Source organism: Microbacterium jejuense (assembly GCF_019511665.1).
GTDB lineage: Bacteria > Actinomycetota > Actinomycetes > Actinomycetales > Microbacteriaceae > Microbacterium > Microbacterium jejuense_A.
In genome coordinates this window covers 260062-283555 of sequence record NZ_JAEUAW010000005.1, presented here as the reverse complement: position 1 = coordinate 283555, position 23494 = coordinate 260062, and the positions used below count along the sequence as shown (strand labels likewise).

The following is a 23494-nucleotide window of genomic DNA, read 5'->3' as shown; positions in this document are numbered from 1 at the left end:
GCGGCACACGCTGAGCGCGCGGCGCGGATGGAGAGTGGATGCCTCAGCCGGCGTCGCGTTTGTGACGCGGCTTGCGGTCGCCCGAGTCGCGGTACGAGCCCTTCGACCCCGAGTCACGGTAGGAGCCGCGCGAGCCGGAGTCGCCGTACGAGCCCCGGCCGCCGTAGCCGCCCCGGTCGCCCGAACCCCGGTCGTCGCGGCGGCCGCGGCCGGTGGCATCCGCTCGACGCTGCGGGCGCCCGGAGTCGAGCCGGAGCTCGATGAGCTGACCGGAGATCCGCGTGTCGGCGAGGCGGTCCAGGGCGCCCTGGGGGAGTTCGGCGGGGAGCTCGACCAGCGAGAAGTCCGGCATGATCTTGATCGCGCCGAAGTCGTCGCGGCGCAGGCCGCCCTCGTTCGCGAGCGCGCCGACGATCTGGCGGGGCTCGACGCGCTGGCGCTTTCCGACGTTGATGCGATACGTCGCGAAGCCCTCGCGCGGCGTGCGGCGCTCGGGGCGGTCGCCACGCTCGAAGCGGTCCCCGCGGTCCGGGCGGTCGCCGCGGTCCGGGCGCTCGCGGCGCGGCGCGGGCTCGGGGTCGGGCTCCAGCAGCAGGGGTGTCTCGCCCTGCGCGACGACGGCGAGCGCTGCGGCCACGTCGACCTCGGGCACATCGTGGTGGCGCACGTAGTGGGCGATGATGTCGCGGAACGCCTCGATCCGGGCGCTCTCGTCGAGGGCGGCCGTGATGCGGTCGTCGAAGCGCGACAGGCGGGTCACGTTGACCTCGTCGACGCTCGGCAGCGCCATCTCGGTGAGCTCCTGGCGCGTGGCGCGCTCGATCATCTTGACGAGGCCGCGCTCACGGGGCGTCACGAAGCTGATCGCGTCGCCCGAGCGGCCGGCACGGCCGGTGCGCCCGATGCGGTGGACGTACGACTCGGCGTCGGTCGGGATGTCGTAGTTGATGACGTGCGACACGCGCTCCACGTCGAGGCCGCGTGCGGCGACGTCGGTCGCGACGAGGATGTCGAGCTTGCCCGACTTCAGCTGGTTGACCGTCTTCTCGCGCTGCGGCTGGGCGATGTCGCCGTTGATGGCGGCGGCGGAGTAGCCGCGGGCGCGCAGCTTCTCTGCGATCTCTTCGGTGACGCTGCGGGTGCGGCCGAAGACGATCATGCCGTCGAAGTTCTCGACCTCGAGGATGCGCGTCAGGGCGTCCATCTTCTGCTGCCACGCGCTGATGAGGTAGCGCTGCGTGATGTTGGCCGACGTCTGCGTCTTGGCCTTGACGGTGATCTCTTCGGGATCGTGCAGGTACTGCTTCGACATGCGGCGGATCTGCGCCGGCATTGTGGCCGAGAACAGCGCGACCTGCTTGGTGTCGGGGGTCTCGGCGAGGATCGTCTCGACGTCCTCGGCGAAGCCCATCTTGAGCATCTCGTCGGCCTCGTCGAGCACGAGGTACTGCAGCTCCGACAGGTCGAGCGTGCCCTTCTCGAGGTGGTCGATGATGCGGCCGGGTGTGCCGACGACGATGTGCACGCCGCGACGCAGCGCCGACAGCTGCACGCCGTAGCCCTGCCCGCCGTAGACGGGAAGGATGTGCACGTCCTTCAGATGCGCCGCGTACTTCTCGAACGCCTCGCACACCTGCAGCGCGAGCTCGCGCGTGGGGGCGAGGACGAGCGCCTGCGGGGCCTTCTGCGACAGGTCGAGCCGGTCGATGATCGGCAGCGCGAACGCGGCGGTCTTGCCCGTTCCGGTCTGCGCCATGCCCACGACGTCGCGCCCGCCGAGGAGCGTCGGGATGGTCGCCGCCTGGATCGCCGAAGGGGTCTCGTAGCCGATGTCCTTCAGCGCCTTGAGGACGGGCGCGCTGAGCCCGAGGTCTGAGAAGGTCATCGCTGCGGGCTCGGTCTGAGCCTCGTCTTCGATCTGGTCGGCGTTCGTGTGCACAGTTAAGCGTAGCGGGGGCCGCCTGGGAGACGACAGGATGCCGCAAGCCCGGCCCCTTCGGACGGCCGCGGGCCGCGGCATCCACCCCTCGTCAGAGTGCGGTGCGGGCGGAGTGCGAGGCCTCGGCCTTCGTCGGACGCCCCCGCTTGGGCTTCTCGGTCGACAGCGACAGCGCCATGGCGTGGTCGGGATGCATCGCCAGGCGCTCCTCGGAGTGGTCGAGCCAGCGCACCTCGGCCTCGGCCGCGAAGATCATCGAGTCGACGACGAGCGACCACGCCAGCTCTTCGGGGCCGACGGTCGTTCCGGCAGCGCCACCGGCGCCGTCGCCGTCGTACTTCGCTCGCTGGAGCTCCTGCAGCTTCGCGACCGACGCACGCCGCTGCGTCTGGATGATCTCGCCGACCTCGACGCCGGGCAGGGTGGCGGCGACCGCCAGCTTGATGGCGAGCTCGTCGCGCGTGCCCTGGCCCCGCTCGACCGGCGAGTCCAGCCACGAACGCACCTCGTCGCGGCCCGCGTCGGTGATCTGCCAGTACACATGGCCGTGCTCGTCGACGTCGTCCTTCTCGACGAGGCCGTCGCGTTCGAGGCGGTCGAGCGTGTTGTAGATCTGGCCGACGTTGAGCGGCCAGGTGGATCCGGTGCGCCGGTCGAACTCGGCGCGCAGCTGATACCCGTAGCACGGGCCCTGATCGAGGATGGCCAGCAGGCTCTGGCGGACGGACATGGGATCTCCTTCGGGACGGAGTGCGGCTGCGCCCGGGCTGGAGCGCAGACGGGTGTCAGAAGCGGAGTGCGTCGATGACGTTGGACCTCACAGCCATGAGTGCGGGGATGAAGCCGGCGAGCGCACCGATCGCGACGGCGGCGACGAGTCCGGTGACGGCCGCCCGCATCGGGAACGGCGGGATGTCCTGCATCCCCTGGAACATGTCGAGCACGAACGGGGCCTTGAGGATCGCGACGGCCAGGGCGATGCCGATCACGCCCGCCACCGCGGTGGCCACGACGCTCTCCAGCAGCACCGAGGTGAAGATGCGGCCGCCGGTCGCGCCGAAGCTGCGGCGCACGCCGATCTCGCGGATGCGCTGGCGCATCGCCACGAGCTGGATGTTCACGAGGCCGAGGCCGCCGAGCAGCAGCACGAGACCCGCGATCGCCCCGGTGATGAGCTCGAACATGGCCGCCGAGCTCTTCGCCTCCGGGCGCGACGCCCAGTCGGTGCGCGACACCATCACCTCGACGCTCTTGTCGACGCCCGCTCGCAGGTCCATCGCCAGGACGGGCCCGACGTCGGCGACGCCCTCCTCGGGCATCCACACCTCCCACGTCACCGAGGTGTCGGCGGGCAGGGCGTCGACGCGCGCGGTGTACGAGTCGTACAGCATGGTGGCGAGCTTCTCGGTGTCGCCGTCGTACACGCGAGGGGTCACGCCGATCACCGGGTACGAGCCGGCGACGTCGCCGGTCAGCGGCAGCGCGAACCCGGCGGCGAGGTCGGGCCGGCCGTAGACGTCCCACAGCGCCTCCGTGATCACCACGGGCGGGGCGAGCAGCTCGGCGTCGGACTCATCGAACCAGCGGCCCTCGAGCAGGGGAGTGCGGTGGATGATCGGGTACGCCGGGTCGACCAGGCGCAGGTTGAGCGTCTGCACCTGCTCGGGCGTCTGCACCTGGGCTGTCACCGGGTTGACGATGCGCGTCAGGTGCGAGAACGAGTACCGCTCCGACACGTCGTGCACGTGCGCGTCGAACGCCTCCCAGTCCATCGGCGCGCCGTCACTGCGCATCGCCGACACCGACACGGTCGCCGGGCGCCCGCCGCTCTGGTCGGACTGCTCGGCCATCTGCTGCTGCTGGTACTCGCTGAGCGCGACCACCGCGGTCAGGGCTCCGACCGACACCGCGATGCCGATGAGGCTCAGCAGCACCCGCAGCTTGTGGTGCCGCAGCTCCGACCACGCCTCGCCGAGAGCGCCGATCAGGCCCGTCACGAGGCCACCTCCACCGCTTCGGGCTCGTCCTCGGGCGCTGTCCGGTCTTCGGGCGCGGTTCCGTCGGCCGACGGGGGAGTGGATGCCGCGACCCGCGCGGCCCCGTCGGCCTCGGTCGAGACAGCCGTGGTCGCGTCGGGTTCGGCGGCCCCGGCGACCGGCGCCGACGTCGTCGCATCCGCCGCGGTGGCGGCATCCACCCGCCCTCCCGAGCCCGGAGCGCTCACGCTCTCGGCGAGCTCGGGCGCGAGGTCGATGCGGTCGTAGGCGGCGGCAGCCGCAGCTCCTGCTGCCGGCGCCGACAGGTCGAACGGGGTGAGCACGCCGGCGTCGAGGCGATAGTGGCGGCGGGCGCGGGCGGCGACGTGGAGGTCGTGGGTGATCGTGACGAGGGCGGCGTCGGCCTCGGAGGCGATCTCGTCGAGCAGCGCCATGACGCTGCCGCCCGTCTCGACGTCGAGGGCGCCGGTGGGCTCGTCGGCGAGGATCAGGGCCGGTCGGCGCACGAGGGCGCGCGCGATGGCGACGCGCTGCTGCTCGCCGCCCGACAGCTGCTCGGGCGTGGACTCGATGCGGTGCCCGAGGCCGACGCGCTCCAGCATCGCCGTCGCGGTGCGGCGACGGTTCCAGAAGTCCCGGCCGGACGCGTAGCCGAGGGGCATCGCGACGTTCTCGAGCGCCGTGCGCCCGGCGAGCAGGTTGAACTGCTGGAACACGAACCCCACGTTGCGTCCGCGCAGCTTGTCGAGCTTGCCCTTGCGCATCCGGCGCACCGGGTCGCCCCGGAACCACACCGCGCCCTCGGACGGGCGGTCGAGCATGCCCATGAGGTTCAGCAGGGTGGACTTGCCCGACCCGCTGCGTCCGACGATCGCCACGTGGTCGCCGGCGGCGATCGCGAGGTCGATGTCGCGCAGGATGTCGAGCCGCGAGTCGTCGGGCAGAATGACGTGCTTCGCGACGCCTTCGAGGCGGACGAGGCTCACCAGTTCCACCCCGCCGGCTCGCAGTACTCGCCGCCCATGCCGTCGTCGTAACAGACCGGCTCGTTGCCGGCGGCGAGCCCAGGCACGAACTGGCGCACCTGCTCGCCCTCTTCGACGCCGGCCGTCACCTCGACGGTCGTGCCGTCGCTCACGCCGAGCGACACGTCGCGCTCCTCCAGCTCGCCGGTCCCGGCGTCGACCCACACCACGCCGGTGCCCGCGCCGCCCTTGACGGCTGTCGTCGGCACGACGAGCACGTCCGACACGGTGCCGAGATCGATGTCGAGCTGCGCCTGCAGCCCGGCGAACACCGTCTGGTCGGCGGGCACGGCGCACGTGACGGTGGTCGTTCCGTCCTCGGCGACCGCGACCTTGAGGGCCGTGCACGTGAATGGCGCCGGGCCGCCCTGGATCGTGACGGCGGCCTCGGTGGGCGCGTTGAGCAGGCGGTAGAGCTGCACCGGCTCGACCGTGGCCTGCACGTGGTACCGCGCCGGGGTGAGCTTCACGAGCTCGCCGCCGATCGTCGCCGGCTGACCCTTGACGATCGCGAGCTCGGTGACCTCCCCGGCCTCGGGGGCGACCACGTCGATGTTCTTGACGGGGTCGGTCTGCTTGATCGTGAAGAGCTTCTGCCCTGCCGCGACGGTCTGGCCCTCGCCGACGTCGACCGACGTGACGAGACCGTCGACGCCCGAGCGGATCGGGTAGGCGGCATCCCGCGCGATCGTCCCGGTGAGGCTCAGCTCGTTGGCGACCTCGCCGCGCTCGACGGCGACCACGGGATCGGCGATCTGCGCACTCGGCTCCAACGCGGCGGCGGGCGCCTGGTCGGGGAAGAACGCGATCTTCACGAGGGCGATGGCTCCTGCCCCCAGCACGATCACCATCAGGATCGGGAAGATCCATCGACGCCAGACCACCATGTCGTACCTCTCCGTCGGGGTATACCCAGTATGTAGTGACCGAGTATATACATACCGGGAATGCAGACGAGGGATGCCGCGAGCCCGTGTTCCGCGGCATCCACACGGTCAGCGCATCCAGCGCACGCCAAGGTCACGGGTGGATAACATAGGCAGGTATGCCTGGGCCCTGGGGGCCCGGGTGGCAGCGGCGCCAGCGTGCCGCACTCGACTTCCTGAAGATGGAGACACTCCGTGGCCAACCCCCTCGAGAAACTGCTTCGCGCCGGTGAGGGTCGCGTCCTGCGCCGGCTCCAGCAGGTCGTGAAGGCCGTCGGCGCCCTCGAAGAGGACTACGAGCAGCTCACCGACGAGGAGCTCCGCGGCGAGACCGCCGAGCTGCGGGCCCGCTACCAGGCGGGCGAGACCCTCGACCAGCTCATGCCCGAGGCGTTCGCCGCCGTGCGCGAGGCCGCCAAGCGGACGCTCGGCCAGCGCGCGTACGACGTGCAGATCATGGGCGGTGCCGCACTGCACCTCGGCAACATCGCCGAGATGAAGACCGGTGAGGGCAAGACGCTCACCGGCGCGTTCCCGGTCTACCTCAACGCCATCGCCGGCGAGGGCGTGCACGTCGTCACCGTCAACGACTTCCTCGCCTCGTACCAGTCCGAGCTGATGGGTCGCATCTACCGTGCCCTCGGCATGACGACCGGAACGATCGTCGCCGGGCAGACGCCCGAGGTGCGCCGCGAGCAGTACAATGCCGACATCACGTACGGCACGAACAACGAGTTCGGCTTCGACTACCTGCGCGACAACATGGCGTGGCGCAAGGAGGACCTCGTGCAGCGCGGTCACTTCTACGCGATCGTCGACGAGGTCGACTCGATCCTCATCGACGAGGCGCGCACGCCGCTCATCATCTCGGGCCCGTCGTCGGGCGAGGCGAACCGCTGGTTCGTCGAGTTCGCGAAGATCGCCAAGACGCTCGAGGCGGGTGTCGACTACGAGGTCGACGAGAAGAAGCGCACCATCGGCGTCCTCGAGCCCGGCATTGAGAAGGTCGAGGACTACCTCGGCATCGACAACCTCTACGAGTCGGCCAACACGCCGCTCATCTCGTTCCTCAACAACTCGATCAAGGCGCTCGCGCTGTTCAAGCGCGACACCGACTACGTCGTCATGAACGACGAGGTCATGATCGTCGACGAGCACACCGGCCGCATCCTGGTCGGCCGGCGCTACAACGAGGGCATCCACCAGGCCATCGAGGCGAAGGAGGGCGTGCCGGTCAAGGCCGAGAACCAGACGCTCGCCACCGTCACGCTGCAGAACTACTTCCGCCTGTACGACAAGCTCGCCGGCATGACGGGTACCGCCGAGACCGAGGCGGCCGAGTTCATGTCGACGTACCAGCTCGGCGTGGTGCCCATCCCGACGAACAAGCCGATGATCCGCAAGGACCAGCCCGACCTCGTCTACAAGAACGAGACGGCGAAGTTCGCCCAGGTCGTCGAAGACATCGCGCGACGCCACGAGAGCGGTCAGCCGGTGCTCGTCGGCACCGTCAGCGTCGAGAAGAGCGAGTACCTGTCGCGCCTGCTGGCGAAGAAGGGCATCAAGCACGAGGTCCTGAACGCGAAGAACCACGCGCGCGAGGCCGAGATCGTGGCCCGTGCGGGACGCCTGGGCGCCGTCACGGTGGCGACCAACATGGCGGGCCGCGGCACCGACATCATGCTCGGCGGCAACGCCGAGTTCCTCGCCGTACAGGAGATGAAGGCCAAGGGCCTCGACCCGGTTGAGACGCCCGAAGAGTACGAGGCCGAGTGGGACGCCGTCTACGAAGAGGTGCGCAACCGCGTCGCGGGCGAGGCGACGCAGGTCGTCGAGGCCGGCGGCCTCTACGTGCTCGGCACCGAGCGGCACGAGTCGCGCCGCATCGACAACCAGCTGCGCGGTCGCTCGGGCCGTCAGGGCGACCCCGGCGAGAGCCGCTTCTACCTGTCGCTCACCGACGACCTCATGCGCCTGTTCCAGTCGGGTGCCGCAGAGGCCATCATCGCGCGAACGAACTTCCCCGACGACGTCGCGATCGAGTCCGGCATGGTCACGCGCGCGATCAAGTCCGCGCAGAGCCAGGTCGAGGCGCGCAACGCCGAGATCCGCAAGAACGTCCTCAAGTACGACGACGTCCTGAACCGCCAGCGCGAGGCGATCTACTCCGACCGCCGGCACATCCTGCAGGGCGACGACATCGCGGACCGCGTGCAGCACTTCATCGAGGATGCGATCGGCGCCGTGATCGACGACCACACCGGGTCGGGTCACAACGAGAGCTGGGACTTCGACGCGCTGTGGACAGAGCTCAAGACCCTGTACCCGGTGGGCGTGACCATCGACGAGGTGGTGGCCGAGGCGGCCGGGCGCAAGGGCGGCATCACCGCCGACGGCCTCAAGCGCGAAATCCTCTCGGACGCCCGCATCGCCTACGAGAAGCGTGAGGCGACCCTCGGCGAGGCCGCGACGCGCGAGCTCGAGCGTCGCGTCGTGCTCCAGGTGCTCGACCGCCGCTGGCGCGACCACCTCTACGAGATGGACTACCTCAAGGACGGCATCGGCCTGCGCGCGATGGCCCAGCGCGACCCGCTCATCGAGTACCAGCGCGAGGGCTACCAGATGTTCCAGGCCATGATGGGGCAGATCAAGGAGGAGTCGGTCGGCTACCTCTACAACCTCGAGGTCGAGGTGCGCCGCCAGGGCGAGGGCGACGCCGAGCAGGTCACCCAGGTCGAGGCCAAGGGCCTGTCGTCCGCGCCGTCCGTCGACGCGCAGCGTCTGCAGTACACGGCGTCCAACGACGCCGGCGAGGTCGAGGTGCGCAACGAGCGCGGTCAGGTGCAGCAGGCGGCGACCCGCCTGCGTCAGGCGGCCGCCGCGGCGGCCGCCACCCCGGCCCAGCCGCAGGCGCAGCCCGCGGCCGAGGCGCCTCGTGGCGCCTTCGGCCAGCGCACGGACGCCCCCGCCGCCGAGCAGCCGCCGCTCAACCGCGCCCAGCGCCGCGCCGCCGAGCAGCGCAAGAAGTAGGCGACGTGGATGCCGCGGCCCGCACCGGGCCGCGGCATCCGCTTCTCCTCCCCGCCGCCGCCCCTCGGTGGGGTGGTGCGGGCCGGGCCACCTCTGGTTCATTGGCACTGAGGCGCCGCGGATATCCTGAAGCGATGAATCGCCTCCGCCCCCTCGACCAGTCGAGCAAGCTCCAGAACGTTCTCTACGAGATCCGTGGCGCGGCACTGGCAGAGGCAGACCGGCTCGAGGACGAGGGCCACACGATCCTCAAGCTCAACACCGGCAACCCGGCGGTGTTCGGGTTCGAGGCGCCCTTCCAGATCGTGCGCGACATGATCGAGGCCATCCCGAACGCGCATGGGTACAGCGACAGCCGGGGCATCATGTCGGCGCGGCGCGCGGTCGTCTCGCGCTACGAGCAGGTGCCCGGCTTCCCGCAGTTCGACCCCGACGACGTGTATCTCGGCAACGGCGTGTCCGAGCTCATCACCATGACGATGCAGGCGCTCCTGGACGAGGGTGACGAGGTGCTGATCCCGGCGCCCGACTACCCGCTGTGGACCGCCATGACGAGCCTCGCCGGCGGCACGCCGGTGCACTATCGCTGCGACCCCGACGACGGCTGGCAGCCCTCGCTGGACGACATCCGCGAGAAGATCACGCCCCGCACCAAGGCGATCGTCGTGATCAACCCCAACAACCCCACCGGCGCCGTCTACACGCGTGAGGTGCTCGAGGGCATCGTCGAGATCGCGCGCGAGAACTCGCTGCTGCTGCTCTCGGACGAGATCTACGACCGCATCCTGTACGACGGGGCTCAGCACGTGCCGCTGGCCACGCTGGCTCCCGATCTGCTGTGCCTGACGTTCAACGGGCTGTCCAAGACCTATCGCGTGGCCGGGTACCGGTCGGGCTGGCTCGTGATCACCGGCCCCAAGTCGCATGCCGCGGGCTTCCTCGAGGGCATCCAGCTGCTCGCGTCCACGCGCCTGTGCCCCAACGTGCCGGCCCAGCACGCCGTGCAGGCGGCGCTGTCGGGCGTGCAGTCGATCGACGCGCTGATCGCGCCGGAGGGGCGGCTGCTCGAGCAGCGGGATGCCGCGTGGGAGGCGCTCGAGCGCATCCCCGGTGTGAGCTGCCTGAAGCCGCAGGGTGCGCTCTACGCGTTCCCGCGCCTCGATCCCGAGGTGTACGACATCCACGACGACGCCAAGCTCGTGTACGACTTCCTCGTGGCCGAGCATGTGCTCCTCGTGCAGGGCACGGGCTTCAACTGGCCGACGCCCGATCACCTCCGCATCGTCACGCTTCCCGAGGCGCGGGTGCTCACCGAGGCGGTCGAGCGCCTGGGCAACTTCCTGTCGTCGTACAAGCAGTGAGGGAGGGATGCCGCGGCCCGCGGCATCCGTCAACCCCCTGCCCGGCGCGGTCCGACCAGACGTAGCCTCGCGGCATGTCCATCGAACTGAATCAGCCGGCGCTCCGCCATGCGCGGGCGCTGATCCGTGACGGAAAGGTGGTCCGCGACGAGCGGGACGACTGGTCGGAGGCGGCCCCCACCGCCGAAGAGGAGAACGCGTTCATCGAGCGCGATGGGTGGACCGAGTACTCGCACTGGCACCTGGGCGTGGACCGCTCGGAGGATCGCGAGACCAAGCAGGCCTACTCGTTCCCGTTCGGGGACTTCCGGCGCGTCCATCGCGCAGGAGTCATCTCGGGAGAGAGCCGCGCGGGCCAGTACGGGCACGACGAGATCCGTGATGCCCTGAAGTCTCTGCTCGAGTTGATCGACCAGGACGACTGACAACGCCGACGGCCGGGCCGGTCACATCGTCGGGACCGGCCCGTCCGCCGCGGCCTGCAGGTCAGAGCAGCGCGAGGGAGGTCGCGCGCCAGCGGCCGTCGCGACCCTCCAGGCGCACCGCCAGCGCGCGGGTGCGGGCGGGGCCGCGCACCACGACGACCGCTTCGACGATGCCGTCGGCCGGCGACGACTCGTGCACCGACATCACGGTGTGCACAGGCCGGCGCGCGGGCACGCCGCGTGCGTTGCGCGCGCGGGTGGCCAGGTTCGTCCGGACGACGAGCTTGCGGTACGCGTCTTCGGTGAGCCAGCGCGCAAGCTGCTCGACCTCGCGCACGCCCGCGAAGACCTCGAGGACCCCGAGCGCGAGATTGCGCAGGAACGGCTCGGGTGAGGGCAGCTCGGTCGACGGCGTGTGCTGCGGCGCGAAGAACTCCGAGAGCTGCGCGCTGCGCGAGGACAGCGGATGAGAGAGTGCGCGGGCGCTGCCCGCGGGCGTCGTTGCCATGGGTGCCTATCTCGACAGTGGGGGATGTCTTGGGGGCTAGTACAACACACGGGGAACTCTCAGGAAAATCCCTTCACGGAGATCTGTGGATAACTCGAGGCCGATCAGAGCCGATTTGCCCTACGCTCGCTCCGTGCGCTGGGACCGGTTCTTCGACGATCTCGAAGATCAGCTCGCCTCCGAATGGGAGGCGGAGCGTGCCGCGCTCGACACCGAGGCCGAGCGGCTGCGGCTCTCGCGCGTGCTGCTGGCCGAGCGCCTCACGCTGCTCGCAGGGCGCGACGGGGCGGCGGTCGCGACGGCATCCTTCGATCTCGTCGACGGCACCGCTCTGCGCGCCACCGTGACCGGGGTCGGCGCGGACTGGGTCGCGCTGGCGCCGGCCGAAGGGCCGCCCGGTGCGGTCGTCGCGCCGTTCGCCGCGATCCTCGCGATCGGGATGCCGCACGCCGACCTGCTGCGCACCGCGCGGGCTGCTCCGCCGCGTTCCCCGCTGACCGAACGCCTCACTTTCGGCTTCGTGCTGCGCGATCTCGTGCGCAGGCGTGCGGGCGTGGCCGTGCACCTCACGAACGGCCGCCTCCTCACCGGGACGATCGACCGCGCCGGCGCCGATCACCTCGACCTCGCGCTTCACGATCCTGGTGCTCCCCGACGCGCGGACGCCGTCACGGGCCACCGCATCGTGCCGTTCGCGGCGGTCGCCTGGGTGCGCGCGGACGAGGCTCCCACGCTGCCCTGAGGCCGTTGCGGGGCGTCAGTCGCCGTTGCGGACGATCCCGCTGCCCCACAGCTCGGGGAAGCTCGCCGTCTGCGACTGCCGCCACAGCGCGATGCGCCGCGCCTCTTCGACCTGGTCGTCCAGGTAGTCGGTGACGCTCGCGGCGTCGACCCGCCAGCGGGCGGGGGATCCGACCCGCATGCCGCGGAGTCGGCCGTCCAGGATGAGCGCCATGACCTCGTCGACCGAGACGCCGAGCACCTCGCCCACCTGAGCGGGGGCGAGAAGACGCACGTCGGACGTCGGGTCATCTGACATGCCCCCATTATGGCCCCGCGGATCCGGTGCGGGCCGGGCGCCGAGCGCCCTGTGGATAACGCCCGACGCGTTTCGCGCGAGTCGGCGACGATGTTCTCATGACCGTCGCCAGCGAACCCCTCCGAACGCCGCGCCGCGCCTTTTGGGGCGACACCAGGTTCTTCCTCGGCATCCTCCTCGTCGTCGCCTCCGTGGCGGGCGTGTGGCTCGTGGTCGCGGCGGCGCGGCAGACGGTGCCCGTGTACGCCGCGGCGCACACGATCGTTCCGGGCGAGCCCATCGCCGCGGGCGACGTCAAGGTGGTCGACGTGGCGCTCGGCGCCGTCGCGGACACCTATGTCGGCGCGGGCGACCTCGGCGACGCAGCCGTCGCGACGCGCACGATCGAGGCGGGCGAGCTGGTGCCCGCGACCTCGGTCGGCGATGCCGCGGACGCGCGCACGACGAGCGTCGTGGTGCGCAGCGCCGTCGACGTCCCGGCATCGGTCGAGGCGGGCACGGTCGTGGAGGTCTGGGCGGCGCCGCTGCTCGAGCACGGAGCGTACGACGAGCCGCGCATTCTCGTCGCCGACGCCACCGTCGTCTCGGTGACGCGCGACGATTCGATGATCGGCGGCGGCGCGGCCGCGCTGGAGCTGGTCATCCCGCGCGACGACGTGTCGGCGACGCTCGCGGCGATGGCGGACGAGTCGGCGCTCTCGATCGTGCCCACGCTCGGAGCGGGATCGTGAGGGCGGTCGTCGCCGTCGACGACGCGGACGCACTCGTCGACGGACTGCACCGCGAGGGCGTCGATGTGCTCGCGCGCTTCGCGGCGTCGGCACCCGCGCTGGCTGCGGCGGACGGGATGCTGGGGCCGGAGGCCGAGGCGCTGCTGCGTGCCCTCGCCGACGCGGACGCGCTCGTGCTCCAGGTCGGCAGGACGACGCTCTCGCCCACGGTGGTCGCGCTGTGCGACCGGGCGGGCACGCGGATCGTCCCGCTCGTCGCCGACGAAGCGGGGGAGCGCCTGGCCGCCGCGTGCGGACTCGAAGCGCCGCTCGCCGCCGACGCGGAGCCGTGGCGCGTCGCGGAGGTGCTGCTCGCCGGCCCGTCGACGGTACCCGACTCCGCACGTGTCGCCGCCGCGCCCGCCGGCCCTCGGGTGATCGCCGTCTGGGGTCCGGCCGGGGCACCAGGCCGCACGACGGTCGCGACCGAGCTCGCGATGGAACTCGCGCGCGGCGGACGCCATGTCGCGCTCGTGGATGCCGACACCCACGCGCCGTCGATCGCCCTCGCACTCGGGCTCGCCGACGAGGGGCCCGGGTTCGCCGCCGCGTGCCGGCAGGCCGAGCTGGGCGGACTCGACGCGCGCGAGCTCACGCGCATCGCCACTCCGCTCGGGCGCACCGGCGTCGACGTGCTGACGGGCATCAACCGACCCTCGCGCTGGCCGGAGCTCAGCGACCGGCGGGTGACGACGGCGCTTGCCGCGTGTCGCGACTGGGCCGACTACACCGTCGTCGACGTCGCGTCGTCGCTGGAGCGGGACGAAGAGATCGTGAGCGACCTCGACGGCCCGCGTCGCAACGCCGCCACGATCGCGGCGCTCCGCGCGGCCGACCTCGTCGTGGCGGTGGCCGCGGCGGATCCGCTCGGCGTGGCACGATTCCTGCGGGCGCACGCCGAGCTGCGGGCGACGATCGGCGCCACGCGCGTCGCGGTCGTGGCGAACCGCCTGCGCCCCGGTGCGCTGGGCATCGACGCGCGCGGGCAGGTGCGCCGCACGCTCGACCGCTTCGGCGGCATCGAGGGCGTCTGGTTCGTGCCGCAGGATCCGCGGTCGGCCGATGCCGCGCTGCTGTCGTCGCAGACGATCGCCGAGGTCGCGCCGAAGTCGCCGTTGACGCTGGCCATCCGCCGCTTCGCCGGCGATGCGGTGGTGCCGGCGCCCGCCCACGGCGAAGCCAGCAAGGTGCGACGGCCGGCACGCGCTGCGCGCTCCCGCCGCGACGACGCGAACGTCGCGTCGCGCGCCGGCGCGCCGGCCGCATGAGGCACGAGCCCTAGGCTTAGGTGCGTGTCGACCCTCAGCGATCTCGTCTACGCCCAGGGCCGCTCCAGCGAAGAGGATGTGGAGTGGCTCCACCGTCTCGCCGGTGACGGTCAGCTCCTCGCCGATCTGGCGTCCGCCGACATCGTGCTGTGGGTCCCGACCTCAGACGACTCGTTCGTCGCCGTCGCGCACACGCGTCCGAGCGGTGCGGCGACGCTGTTCTACCGCGACATCGTCGGCGACCGCGTGCGCCCGCAGTGGCGCACGCAGGTGCGGGAGGCCTTCCAGACCGGCGTCATCGTCGACTCGGCGTCGCCCGACTGGTTCGAAGAGACGCCGACGCGCGTGCGCGCCGTGCCCGTCGCCCGCAAGCAGGGAGGCGTCCTGCAGGCGATCGGCGTCGTGACGCGCCACACGAACCTCGGCGAGGCGCGCACGCCGTCGCGGCAGCAGATCACCTTCAACGAATGCGCCGACGACCTCTTCGGCATGATCGCCTCGGGAGATTTCCCCGACCTCACGGCGCCGACCTCGCCGCGCCGCGGAGCCCCGCGTGCCTCCGACGGTCTGGTGCGCCTCGACGTCGACGGCATCACGACGTTCGCGAGCCCGAACGCGCTGTCGGCCTTCAACCGCCTCGGGTTCGAGGACGAGCTGGAGGGGGAGTCGCTCGTCGAGGTCGTGACGCAGATCCTTCCCACAAAGCGCCAGTTCGACGAATCGCTGCCCGTCGTCGTGACGGGGCGGGCGCCGTGGCGGGCCGACCTGGAGGCGCGGGGCGTGACGGTGTCGCTGCGCACCATTCCGCTGCGCGACCACGGCACGCGCATCGGCGCGATCCTGCTGTGCCGCGACGTCACCGAGATCCGCCACCAGGAGCAGGAGCTCATCACCAAGGACGCGACGATCCGCGAGATCCACCACCGCGTCAAGAACAACCTCCAGACCGTCGCGTCGCTGCTGCGCATCCAGGCGCGCCGGTCGCACTCGGACGAGGCGCGCGACGCGCTCACGCAGGCGATGCGCCGCGTCTCGGCGATCGCCGTCGTGCACGACACCCTGTCGGAAGGCCTCGCGCAGAACGTCGACTTCGACGAGGTGTTCGCCCGCGTCCTGAAGCTCGTGGCCGAAGTCGCCGCGGCGCCCAACACTCGCGCCCGCACCCATTCGACGGGCCGCTTCGGCACGCTCCCCAGCGAGTACGCGACGCCCCTCGCGCTGGCCCTCACCGAACTCGTGACGAACGCCGTCGAGCACGGCCTGGCCGGGCAGGAGGGCGACGTCGAGATCATCGCCGACCGCACCGACGACCGGCTCGAGGTGCGGGTGCGCGACACGGGCTCCGGTCTGCCCGAGGGGCAGGTCGGTCGCGGTCTCGGAACCCAGATCGTGCGCACCCTCATCCAGGGCGAGCTCGGCGGCACGATCGACTGGCACACCATCATGGGCAGCGGCACCGAGGTCACCATCGACATCCCGCTGCGGTACATCGACCGCGGCAAAGGCTGAGCAGGTTCCCTGATCTCAGCGACGCGGCCTGCCGCAACGACAGAAGACGGAGTGGATGCCGCGGCTCGCGGCATCCACTCCGTCTTCTGTTCGCGTGCTCAGGAAGCGCGGCGCGCGCGAGCGGCGCGGCGCTTGAGCGCACGGCGCTCGTCTTCGGAAAGACCGCCCCACACGCCCGAGTCCTGACCGGTCTCGAGGGCGTACTGCAGGCAGATCTCGGTGACGGTGCAGCGTGCGCACACCGACTTGGCCTTCTCGATCTGATCGACGGCAGGTCCGGTGTTCCCCACGGGGAAGAACAGTTCGGGGTCGACGGTCAGGCAGGCGGCCTTGTCGCGCCAGTCCATGGTGGTGCTCCTTGTGACAGAGGGGTGGGGAAAGAGTGCCGGTTCGGGTCCGATACCCTGTGGGATGTGCGAGAGAACTCGCCCCACGTCGCTGTGGGAGCACACGGCTTCACCAATCGTCCCATAGCGGTTTACCTGAATCAAGGGTTGATCGGCGCGTTTGTGTAGGACTTGCTGAGTGTTCCCCTCACCATGTGGAGGGTTCGCACAAACGCTCGCCGGATGAAGAGGGAGTCGACGGAGAATGCGGACAAACGTGTCCGGAAGGGTCGCCGCAGTGCTGGTCGGCCTCGAAGGAGTGGGCATCGCCGCGCTGGTGGTCTGGCAGATCGTCGAGATCCTGCGGGGCGACACGGACTCCCTCGCGAGTGCCATAGCGCTCATCGTGCTGAGCCTCGTCGGCGCCGCGGCGGTCATCGCGTTCGCCGTCGCCACGTGGAGGGGTCAGTCGTGGGGCCGCTCCGGCGGCATCGTCACGCAGCTGCTGATCCTCGCCGTCGCCCTGGGCGCGGTGACCGGGGCGTTCGCCGCGCCGGGCATCGCACTCGCGCTCGCCGTCCCGGCCCTCGTGACGTTCGTGCTGCTGATCCTCGCGGTGCGCGACGCCGGGCGGGCGTCACGTCACGACGCCGAGGGCAGCGCGCGCTGACACCGGCGCCGCTCGCGGCGTCACACGCCGAGCAGTGTCCGCACGCGGGCGACGTGCCCGGTCGCACGCACGTTGTAGAGCGCGTGCGTGACGCGGCCCTTCGCGTCGATCACGATCGTCGAGCGGATGACGCCGAGGAACGTCTTGCCGTAGTTCATCTTCTCGCCCCACGCGGCGTACTTCTCGAGCACCTTGTGGTCAGGATCGCTCAGCAGGTCGTACGTGAGGCCGTCACGCTCGCGGAAGCGGCGCAGCTTCTCGGGATCGTCGGGCGAGATGCCCAGCACGGTGTAGCCCGCGGCCTGCAGCGGCGCGAGGCTGTCGCGGAAGTCGCACGCCTCCTTGGTGCACCCGGGGGTCATGGCGGCGGGGTAGAAGAAGAGGATGACCGGTCCGCCGCGCAGGTCTTTCAGCGTCACCGGACGCTCGTCCTGGTCGGGGAGCGTGAAGGAGGGGGCGAGGGAGCCGGGTTCGAGGCGCTGCGTGGTCACCGACTCAGCCTATTCCGAGCACCGAGGGCACTAGGCTCCCGGGTCCTGCGCCTTCTTCGCGAACGTCTCGAGCAGCCGCTGCAGCGAGTCCAGCCGCGCGGCGCCGCCGGGGCCGAGCCGCCCCTCGGCGACCGCCTCGACGATCGCGCAGTCCGGTGCGTCGGGCAGGTGGGTGCATCCGCGCGGGCAGTCCTCGGCGATCTCGGCGAGGTCCGTGAAGGCGCGCAGGATGTTGGCCGGATCGACGTGCCCGAGCCCGAACGAGCGGACGCCGGGCGTGTCGATCACCCAGCCGTTGCCGCCTTCGCCGCGGTAGCGCAGCGACACCGTCGAGCTCGAGGTGTGGCGGCCACGGCCGGTCACCTCGTTGACGTGACCCGTCGCGCGCCGCGCATCGGGCACGAGGGCGTTGACGAGCGTCGACTTGCCCACGCCGGAGTGCCCGACGAACACGGTGGAATGCCCCACGAGGGCCGCGCCGATGCGCTGCAGCGGCATCTCTTCGCGGCCGCTCGTGAACACCTCGAGGTCGAGGCCTTCGAAGTGCGCGAGGAATCCGGCCGGGTCGGCGAGGTCGGTCTTCGTGACGACGAGGAGGGGACGGATGCCGGCGTCCAGGGCCGCGACCAGGTACCGGTCGACGAGCCGCGGCCGGGGCTCAGGGTCGGCGGCGGCCACGACGACGAGCATCTGGTCGGCGTTGGCGACGATGACGCGCTCGACCTGGTCGGTGTCGTCGGCACTGCGGCGCAGGAGCGAGGTGCGCTCCTCGATGCCGACGATGCGTGCCAGCGTGCCCTCGTCGCCGGAGGTGTCGCCCACGACGCGGGCGCGGTCGCCGGTCACGATGGGGGACTTGCGCAGCTCGCGGGCGCGCGTGGCCAGTACCGTGTGCTCGTCCGGGAGGTCCTCGCCGACGAGGACGGTGTAGCGGCCGCGGTCGACGCCGAGCACACGGGCGATCTCGGCGTCGCTGTGGGCGGGACGCCGCTTCGTGCGGGGGCGGTTGGCCTTCGGATTGGGGCGCACGCGGACGTCCGCCTCGTCGTACTCGGGCTCGTCCTCGTCGTCGAGATCGTTCAGCCAGCTCATGGCGCCGTCTCGTTCACTGCGTCGTCCCGGATCGCTTCACGATGCTGTCGGATTCCGCGTCACGAGGCGCGCATCGCCTCGTCGGAGAGCCCGCCGTCGGCGTCATCGTCGTCGCCGTCGAGCATGCGCTGCCAGATCTGCGGGAATTCGGGCATGGTCTTGGCGGTCGTGCCGATGTCGTCGACCTCGATGCCCGGCACAGCCAGTCCGATGAGCGCACCCGTCGTCGCCATTCGGTGGTCGTGGTAGGCGTGCCACACCCCGCCGTGCAGCGGCTGGGGGACGATGCGGATGCCGTCGGGCAGCTCGTGCGCCTCGCCGCCGAGTCCGCGCAGCTCGGCGACCAGCGCCGCGATGCGGTCGGTCTCGTGTCCGCGGATGTGGCCGATGCCGTGCAGGGTCGACGGGGAGTCCGCGAACGCGGCCAGCGCGAAGATCGTCGGGGCCAGCTCGCCGGCTGCCGACAGATCCAGATCGACGCCCTGGATGCCGGCGCCTGCGGTGACCGTGAGCGCGCCGCCGCGGCGCACGACGCGTGCGCCCATCAGCGACAGGATGTCGGTGAGCATCGCGCCGGGCTGCGTCGAGTGCGCGGGCCAGCCGGTGACCGACACGGAGCCGCCCGCCACCATGGCCGCGGCGAGGAACGGTGCGGCGTTGGAGAGGTCGGGCTCGATGGCGACGTCCTTGCCGCGGATCGCGCTCGCCGGCACGATCCACTCGCCCACGGCGGGACGCTCGACGTGCACGCCGCGGTGCGCGAGGGACTCCACGGTCATGTCGATGTGGGGGATGCTGGGCAGTCGCTCGCCGGCGTGCACGAGGTGCAGCCCGACGTCGAAGCGCGGGGCGGCCAGCAGCAGGCCCGAGACGAACTGGCTCGAGGCGCTGGCGTCGATCGTGACCTCGCCACCGCGGACGTGACCGTGGCCGCGCACGATGAAGGGGAGCGCCCACCGCGCGCCGTCGTCGATGTCGACCCCGACGTCGCGCAGGGCAGTGATCATGGCACCCATCGGGCGATGCAGTGCGCTCTCGTGCGCCGTGAGGGTGACGTCGCCGTGGGCGAAACCGCCGAGGGCGGCGACGAAGCGCATGACGGTGCCCGCCTGTCCGCAGTCGACGACCGTGTCGCCGCCGAGGGGCCAGACCGGCGTGACCTCCACGTCGTCGCCGTAGAGTCCGCTGCCCGGCACGAGCTCGATGCCGACCCCGAGGGCTCGCAGCGCATCGATCATGCGGGCGGAGTCGTCGGAGTGCAGAGGAGCGATGAGGCGGCTCGGGCCGTCGGCCAGCGCCGCGAGGATCAGCTCGCGATTGGTCAGCGACTTGGAGCCCGGCACGGTCACGGTGGCGCGCAGAGCACCCGCGGCGACCGGCGCGTGCCAGTGGCCGCGCGCAATCGGCGCGGAAGTGGGGGAATACCCGTCGGCTGTCATCGGGTTCTACCCTACTGAACCGGTGCGACAGGCCCGGGAGACACCCACGAGCGGAGACGGATGTTCGCCACACTTGATCGCGTCGAGACCGATGCGCCGTCGCTGAGCCTCGATACGGGGCATCGCGCCCTCGGTGGGCTGGAAGCAGCCGCCGTAGACTGGCGCGTGATGAGCGACTCGATCGACCAGGTCCCCGCCGCCGAAGCGGCACAGGATCCGCGTACGCAGTTCGAAGAGCAGGCACTGCCCTTCATGGACCAGCTGTACGCGGCGGCCATGCGCATGACCCGCAACCCCGCCGACGCGGCCGACCTCGTGCAAGAGACCTTCGTGAAGGCGTTCGCGTCATGGAAGACCTTCACGCAGGGCACGAACCTCAAGGCGTGGCTGTACCGGATCCTCACGAACACGTACATCAACACGTACCGCAAGAAGCAGCGCGAGCCGTATCAGGGCACGATCGACGACCTCGAGGACTGGCAGCTGGGCGGCGCGGAGTCGACCACCGCGAGCAGCACCCGCTCGGCCGAGGCCGAGGCGATCGACCACATGCCGGCGTCCGTCGTGAAGGATGCGCTGCAGTCGATCCCCGAGGACTTCCGGCTGGCGGTGTACCTGGCGGACGTCGAGGGCTTCGCCTATCAGGAGATCGCCGACATCATGAAGACCCCCATCGGCACGGTCATGAGCCGTCTGCACCGTGGCAGGCGAATGCTTCGTGAACTGCTGGCCGATTACGCAAAGGAGCGCGGCATCGAGACGACTGCCGCCACGAGGAGCAAGAAATGACCGACTGCGGCTGTGAGAAGGCGCGGCGCGACCTGGAGGAGTACCTGCGCCACGAGGTCTGCAAGACCTCCCAGACCGACATCGCCGAGCACCTGGAGCACTGCGAGGGATGCCGTGACGAGGCGCTCGTGGCGCGCACCCTGACCGAGGTGCTCGCCCGGGCCTGCAAGGAGAGCGCGCCCGAAGAACTGCGCGATCAGGTGCTGGCGAAGCTGCGCGCCGCGCAGACCGTCACGAGCTGATCAGCTGCCTCACTCCAACCCGAGGCTGACGGCGTCGCGCACGATGTCGCGGCGGCTCGACAGGCCGAGCTTGCTCAGGACCGCCGACACATGGTGGTCGGCCGTCTTCGGCGAGATGTAGAGCTGCTGTGCGAGCTCGGCGTTCGTGAGCCCGCGCGCCACGAGCCGGGCGACGTCGAGCTGCCGGTTCGTCAGTCCAGACGGGTTGGCGAGCGTCGCGGTGCGGGGTCTTGCGGGGAGTGAGCGGATGCCTCGCTCGGTGAGCATCCGTCGCGCCCGGGCGGCCGACGCCGCCACGTCGAGCGCGTCGAGGCTCGAGAGTCCCGCCGCCGCGGTGGCGGCATCCGTCGAGTGCACGGCCGCCATGGCGGCGTCGAAGGGCGCCCCGAGATCGCGCCACGCCTGCGCCGCATCGGCGTGCCAGCCTGCCAGCTCGAACCGGTACGGCTCGGGCAGGGTGTCGTGCGTCGCCGCATCCGCAAGGCCGAGCCGCGAGAGCCACACGAGCAGGTCGCCGCGCGCCCACTGCGTCCCGGGGATCGCGGCGGCCGCATCGAGCGCGTCGCCCGCGGCGGCCAGGGTCGGATCCAGGTCGCCGGTCACCCACGACCGCTCGGCCCGGAGGCTCAGCACGGCGAGCGTCACGAGTGACTCGTCGAGCCGCTCGGCGAGCTCGGCGGCGGCTGCCACGTGCGTGTCGACGAGGCGCGGATCGTCGCCGCGCCGCAGCCCCAGCAGTGCAGACACGATATGCGGCCAGACGGCCGCGAGCGGAGCCCAGCCGCTGTCGAGCACCGACGCGGCGTCCTCGGCGGAGGCCGCCCACCGACCCCGCAGCAGGTGCAGCCGCGCCCGCATGCCGGTCTGCCACTGATGGCACACCGGGATGTCGCGGTCGACGGTGAGCGGAATCGACTCGGCCAGCACCGCCTCGGCATCGCTCAGCCTGCGGTGCTCGATGTCGAGCGCCGACAGGTTCGAGTACGCGGTCGTGCCGATCTCGTCGAGCGAGCGGTCGAGAGCCGCCGACGCGTGCTGCCGCAGCAGGGCGCGCGCTGTCGTGTCGCCGTCGACGAGGGATGCCGCGGCCTCCGTGATCGACAGGCGCAGGGCGACGGCATCCACGGGGGAGGAATCGCGCTGCGCGTCGACGATGCGGCGGGCGGTGGCGAGGTCGTGACGGCGGTAGGCGAGGTAGGCGCGCGTCGCCTGTGCCGACGCGCGGGCGGCGGCACCTGCCTGCTCGTCGGCCGCGGCGTCCGCGTGATGCTCGGCCTCGCGACGGCGAGCCGAGTAGTACTCGACGACGGCACGGCGGTCGTGGGCCGTGCTGAGTCCGTCGTGATCGCCGAGGCGTTCGCGGATCCGCAGCGCCGCGTCGATGGACGCCAGGGACGCCGGCAGCCGGCTCACCATGTACTGCTCGGTGCTGAGCCGCTCGAGCAGGCGCGCGCGGTCGGCGGTGTCGCCGTCCAGCCGTTCCAGGGCGAGCGTGAGGAACGCCACGGCCTCGGTGTGGGAACCCGTGCGGGTGGCGTCGTCCGCGGCGCGCACCGCATACCGGAGGGTCCGCTCGGCATCGCCCGCTGCGGCGGCGTGATGCGTCAGCACGGCGTCGTCGGCTCCTCCGACCCGCTCCCACGCGTCGAGCACGCGGCGGTGCAGCAGCGCCTCGACGCCCGGCTCGGTGCTCGCGACCACGGCGAGGCGCGCGAGCTCGTGCCGGAACGCGATGCCGTGCGGCGTGCGCACGAGCAGTCCGGTGGCTTCGAGGCGCCGCAGCGTCGGCACATCGATACCGCCACCGGGGGCGCCCGGCCCGGCGAACGGCAGCAGGCGGTCGTCGAACGCGTCCGGAGCGGTGGCGATGAGCTGCAGCGCCTCGCGCTCGACGGCGTCGAGGCCGGTGGTGCTCGCGATCACGGCGTCGCGGACGGTCGGCGGCAGCTGCTCACCGGGGTTGCGGGCGATCTCCGCGACGAAGAACGGGTTGCCCCCGGTGAGGGCGCGCACGTGTTCGGCGTCTGAGCCGCGGTCGCCGAGGAGCTCGCGCACGGCATCGACCGACAGCGGGGGAGCGGCGACGCGCGTCGCGGAATCCATGCGCGCGACGTCTCCGAGCAGGGCCAGGAGGGCATGCCCGAGCGGCACGTCGCGATGCGCGAGCACCAGCACGACGGGAAGCGCCTCGATGCGGCGCACGAGGAACCGCAGCACTTCGACCGAAGCCGCGTCGATCCACTGCGCGTCGTCGATCACGAGCACCGTCGGCGCCGTCGACACCTGCGCCGCGAACCGGGCCTCCGCGCCCAGCAGCGTGTCGGCCTCGGCCGGCTCGCCGAGGTCCGCCTGCACGTCGCGCACGGGACCCAGGGGGCGCGGCGTCGACAGCGGGTCGCACGCGGCTCGCAGCACCCGCACGCCGTCCGGCACCGCGGCGATCGCCGCGGTGATGAGGCTCGTCTTGCCCGCGCCGGCATCGCCCGTGATCGTGACCACCGACCCGGACGCCGATCCGCCGGTCGTCGTGCCGCGCGCGATCGCCTCAGCCAGCGCGTCGAGCTGCGGCGCGCGCTCGAACAGCCCCATGGCGCCATCGTAGGCTCCGGCGGCGCCCGGTGGGCGGTCGCCGGTGGCGTCAGGGGGCT

At 71.5% G+C, this 23494-nt stretch carries 22 protein-coding genes; 10 read left to right on the top strand and 12 right to left on the bottom strand.

All coding sequences use genetic code 11. From position 1 onward, the window contains the following. Positions 1-43 precede the first annotated feature (43 nt). The 5 genes from JNB62_RS09090 to JNB62_RS09070 form a co-directional block, all read right to left on the bottom strand. Entirely contained in the window at positions 44-1885 is a 1842-nt protein-coding gene (locus JNB62_RS09090; protein WP_220300582.1) for a DEAD/DEAH box helicase, read from the bottom strand. 145 nt (positions 1886-2030) lie between these two features. Beyond that, positions 2031-2669, bottom strand: coding sequence for a PadR family transcriptional regulator (locus tag JNB62_RS09085; protein ID WP_220300541.1), 639 nt, complete (start codon positions 2667-2669; stop codon positions 2031-2033). A gap of 55 nt (positions 2670-2724) precedes the next feature. Continuing rightward, positions 2725-3936, bottom strand: a complete 1212-nt coding sequence (locus JNB62_RS09080) for an ABC transporter permease (RefSeq protein ID WP_220300540.1) — start codon at positions 3934-3936, stop codon at positions 2725-2727. After that, on the bottom strand, positions 3933-4922 hold the full coding sequence (locus JNB62_RS09075; RefSeq protein WP_308291764.1) for an ABC transporter ATP-binding protein: 990 nt from the start codon (positions 4920-4922) through the stop codon (positions 3933-3935). Before JNB62_RS09075 ends, JNB62_RS09080 begins: the two co-directional genes overlap by 4 nt. Then, complete coding sequence (locus tag JNB62_RS09070; protein ID WP_220300539.1) at positions 4919-5848, bottom strand: efflux RND transporter periplasmic adaptor subunit; 930 nt, start codon at positions 5846-5848, stop codon at positions 4919-4921. Before JNB62_RS09070 ends, JNB62_RS09075 begins: the two co-directional genes overlap by 4 nt. A 234-nt stretch (positions 5849-6082) precedes the next feature. Between JNB62_RS09070 and secA the strand changes: the two genes are divergently transcribed. The 3 genes from secA to JNB62_RS09055 all read left to right on the top strand — a co-directional run bounded on the left by secA (position 6083) and on the right by JNB62_RS09055 (position 10703). Then, positions 6083-8917, top strand: a complete 2835-nt coding sequence (gene secA / locus JNB62_RS09065) for a preprotein translocase subunit SecA (protein WP_220300538.1) — start codon at positions 6083-6085, stop codon at positions 8915-8917. 134 nt (positions 8918-9051) lie between these two features. Then, the gene (locus JNB62_RS09060; protein WP_220300537.1) at positions 9052-10278 is read left to right on the top strand and encodes a pyridoxal phosphate-dependent aminotransferase; all 1227 of its coding nucleotides are present in this window, start codon (positions 9052-9054) and stop codon (positions 10276-10278) included. Positions 10279-10352: 74 nt separating this feature from the next. Then, the gene (locus JNB62_RS09055; protein ID WP_220300536.1) at positions 10353-10703 is read left to right on the top strand and encodes a hypothetical protein; all 351 of its coding nucleotides are present in this window, start codon (positions 10353-10355) and stop codon (positions 10701-10703) included. 61 nt (positions 10704-10764) lie between these two features. On the opposite strand, the gene JNB62_RS09050 is transcribed toward JNB62_RS09055, so the two are convergent. Further along, positions 10765-11211 carry an Rv3235 family protein gene (locus tag JNB62_RS09050; protein WP_220300535.1) on the bottom strand — a complete coding sequence of 149 codons (447 nt, stop codon included), beginning with the start codon at positions 11209-11211 and terminating at the stop codon, positions 10765-10767. A 133-nt stretch (positions 11212-11344) separates the two neighbouring features. Here JNB62_RS09050 and JNB62_RS09045 point away from each other — a divergent pair, with 133 nt between their 5' ends. Beyond that, positions 11345-11953: a hypothetical protein gene (locus tag JNB62_RS09045; protein WP_220300534.1), complete on the top strand. Its 609-nt coding sequence runs from the start codon at positions 11345-11347 to the stop codon at positions 11951-11953. 15 nt (positions 11954-11968) lie between these two features. On the opposite strand, the gene JNB62_RS09040 is transcribed toward JNB62_RS09045, so the two are convergent. Beyond that, the gene (locus tag JNB62_RS09040) at positions 11969-12250 is read right to left on the bottom strand and encodes a helix-turn-helix domain-containing protein (protein WP_220300533.1); all 282 of its coding nucleotides are present in this window, start codon (positions 12248-12250) and stop codon (positions 11969-11971) included. Positions 12251-12348: 98 nt separating this feature from the next. Here JNB62_RS09040 and JNB62_RS09035 point away from each other — a divergent pair, with 98 nt between their 5' ends. Genes JNB62_RS09035 through JNB62_RS09025 form a run of 3 tightly spaced genes read left to right on the top strand, consistent with a single transcriptional unit; the run spans position 12349 to position 15797 of the window. Continuing rightward, positions 12349-12981 carry a hypothetical protein gene (locus JNB62_RS09035; RefSeq protein WP_220300532.1) on the top strand — a complete coding sequence of 211 codons (633 nt, stop codon included), beginning with the start codon at positions 12349-12351 and terminating at the stop codon, positions 12979-12981. Next, entirely contained in the window at positions 12978-14288 is a 1311-nt protein-coding gene (locus JNB62_RS09030) for an AAA family ATPase (RefSeq protein ID WP_220300531.1), read from the top strand. Before JNB62_RS09035 ends, JNB62_RS09030 begins: the two co-directional genes overlap by 4 nt. Positions 14289-14312: 24 nt before the next feature. Continuing rightward, on the top strand, positions 14313-15797 hold the full coding sequence (locus JNB62_RS09025) for a sensor histidine kinase (RefSeq protein WP_220300530.1): 1485 nt from the start codon (positions 14313-14315) through the stop codon (positions 15795-15797). A gap of 98 nt (positions 15798-15895) precedes the next feature. Here the strand turns inward: JNB62_RS09025 and JNB62_RS09020 are convergent, their stop codons facing one another. Continuing rightward, the gene (locus JNB62_RS09020; RefSeq protein WP_018171995.1) at positions 15896-16144 is read right to left on the bottom strand and encodes a WhiB family transcriptional regulator; all 249 of its coding nucleotides are present in this window, start codon (positions 16142-16144) and stop codon (positions 15896-15898) included. 256 nt (positions 16145-16400) lie between these two features. Between JNB62_RS09020 and JNB62_RS09015 the strand changes: the two genes are divergently transcribed. Beyond that, complete coding sequence (locus tag JNB62_RS09015) at positions 16401-16793, top strand: histidine kinase (RefSeq protein ID WP_308291763.1); 393 nt, start codon at positions 16401-16403, stop codon at positions 16791-16793. Positions 16794-16813: 20 nt separating this feature from the next. On the opposite strand, the gene bcp is transcribed toward JNB62_RS09015, so the two are convergent. The 3 genes from bcp to aroA are packed head-to-tail and all read right to left on the bottom strand — an operon-like array spanning position 16814 to position 19815. Next, positions 16814-17284, bottom strand: a complete 471-nt coding sequence (bcp, locus tag JNB62_RS09010) for a thioredoxin-dependent thiol peroxidase (protein ID WP_220300528.1) — start codon at positions 17282-17284, stop codon at positions 16814-16816. Between the two features lie 30 nt (positions 17285-17314). Then, entirely contained in the window at positions 17315-18376 is a 1062-nt protein-coding gene (gene rsgA, locus JNB62_RS09005; RefSeq protein WP_220300527.1) for a ribosome small subunit-dependent GTPase A, read from the bottom strand. A gap of 59 nt (positions 18377-18435) precedes the next feature. Continuing rightward, positions 18436-19815, bottom strand: a complete 1380-nt coding sequence (gene aroA, locus JNB62_RS09000) for a 3-phosphoshikimate 1-carboxyvinyltransferase (RefSeq protein ID WP_220300526.1) — start codon at positions 19813-19815, stop codon at positions 18436-18438. 168 nt (positions 19816-19983) lie between these two features. Here aroA and JNB62_RS08995 point away from each other — a divergent pair, with 168 nt between their 5' ends. Together JNB62_RS08995 and JNB62_RS08990 are read left to right on the top strand one after the other, a co-directional pair. Then, positions 19984-20604, top strand: coding sequence for a sigma-70 family RNA polymerase sigma factor (locus JNB62_RS08995; protein WP_223231028.1), 621 nt, complete (start codon positions 19984-19986; stop codon positions 20602-20604). After that, on the top strand, positions 20601-20846 hold the full coding sequence (locus JNB62_RS08990) for a zf-HC2 domain-containing protein (RefSeq protein ID WP_220300524.1): 246 nt from the start codon (positions 20601-20603) through the stop codon (positions 20844-20846). The genes JNB62_RS08995 and JNB62_RS08990 overlap by 4 nt, the downstream gene beginning before the upstream one ends. 9 nt (positions 20847-20855) lie before the next feature. Here the strand turns inward: JNB62_RS08990 and JNB62_RS08985 are convergent, their stop codons facing one another. After that, on the bottom strand, positions 20856-23435 hold the full coding sequence (locus JNB62_RS08985; RefSeq protein WP_220300523.1) for an ATP-binding protein: 2580 nt from the start codon (positions 23433-23435) through the stop codon (positions 20856-20858). Positions 23436-23494: the final 59 nt, after the last annotated feature.

Coding starts and splice junctions, on each gene's coding strand:
- JNB62_RS09020 (WP_018171995.1), bottom strand. CDS start 16,144: ATGGACTGGCGCGACAAGGCCGCCTGCCTGACCGTCGACCCCGAACTG.
- JNB62_RS09090 (WP_220300582.1), bottom strand. CDS start 1,885: ATGACCTTCTCAGACCTCGGGCTCAGCGCGCCCGTCCTCAAGGCGCTG.
- JNB62_RS09055 (WP_220300536.1), top strand. CDS start 10,353: ATGTCCATCGAACTGAATCAGCCGGCGCTCCGCCATGCGCGGGCGCTG.
- rsgA (WP_220300527.1), bottom strand. CDS start 18,376: ATGAGCTGGCTGAACGATCTCGACGACGAGGACGAGCCCGAGTACGAC.
- JNB62_RS09040 (WP_220300533.1), bottom strand. CDS start 12,250: ATGTCAGATGACCCGACGTCCGACGTGCGTCTTCTCGCCCCCGCTCAG.
- JNB62_RS08990 (WP_220300524.1), top strand. CDS start 20,601: ATGACCGACTGCGGCTGTGAGAAGGCGCGGCGCGACCTGGAGGAGTAC.
- JNB62_RS09035 (WP_220300532.1), top strand. CDS start 12,349: ATGACCGTCGCCAGCGAACCCCTCCGAACGCCGCGCCGCGCCTTTTGG.
- JNB62_RS09070 (WP_220300539.1), bottom strand. CDS start 5,848: ATGGTGGTCTGGCGTCGATGGATCTTCCCGATCCTGATGGTGATCGTG.
- JNB62_RS09050 (WP_220300535.1), bottom strand. CDS start 11,211: ATGGCAACGACGCCCGCGGGCAGCGCCCGCGCACTCTCTCATCCGCTG.
- JNB62_RS09060 (WP_220300537.1), top strand. CDS start 9,052: ATGAATCGCCTCCGCCCCCTCGACCAGTCGAGCAAGCTCCAGAACGTT.
- JNB62_RS08995 (WP_223231028.1), top strand. CDS start 19,984: ATGAGCGACTCGATCGACCAGGTCCCCGCCGCCGAAGCGGCACAGGAT.
- JNB62_RS09085 (WP_220300541.1), bottom strand. CDS start 2,669: ATGTCCGTCCGCCAGAGCCTGCTGGCCATCCTCGATCAGGGCCCGTGC.
- JNB62_RS08985 (WP_220300523.1), bottom strand. CDS start 23,435: ATGGGGCTGTTCGAGCGCGCGCCGCAGCTCGACGCGCTGGCTGAGGCG.
- aroA (WP_220300526.1), bottom strand. CDS start 19,815: ATGACAGCCGACGGGTATTCCCCCACTTCCGCGCCGATTGCGCGCGGC.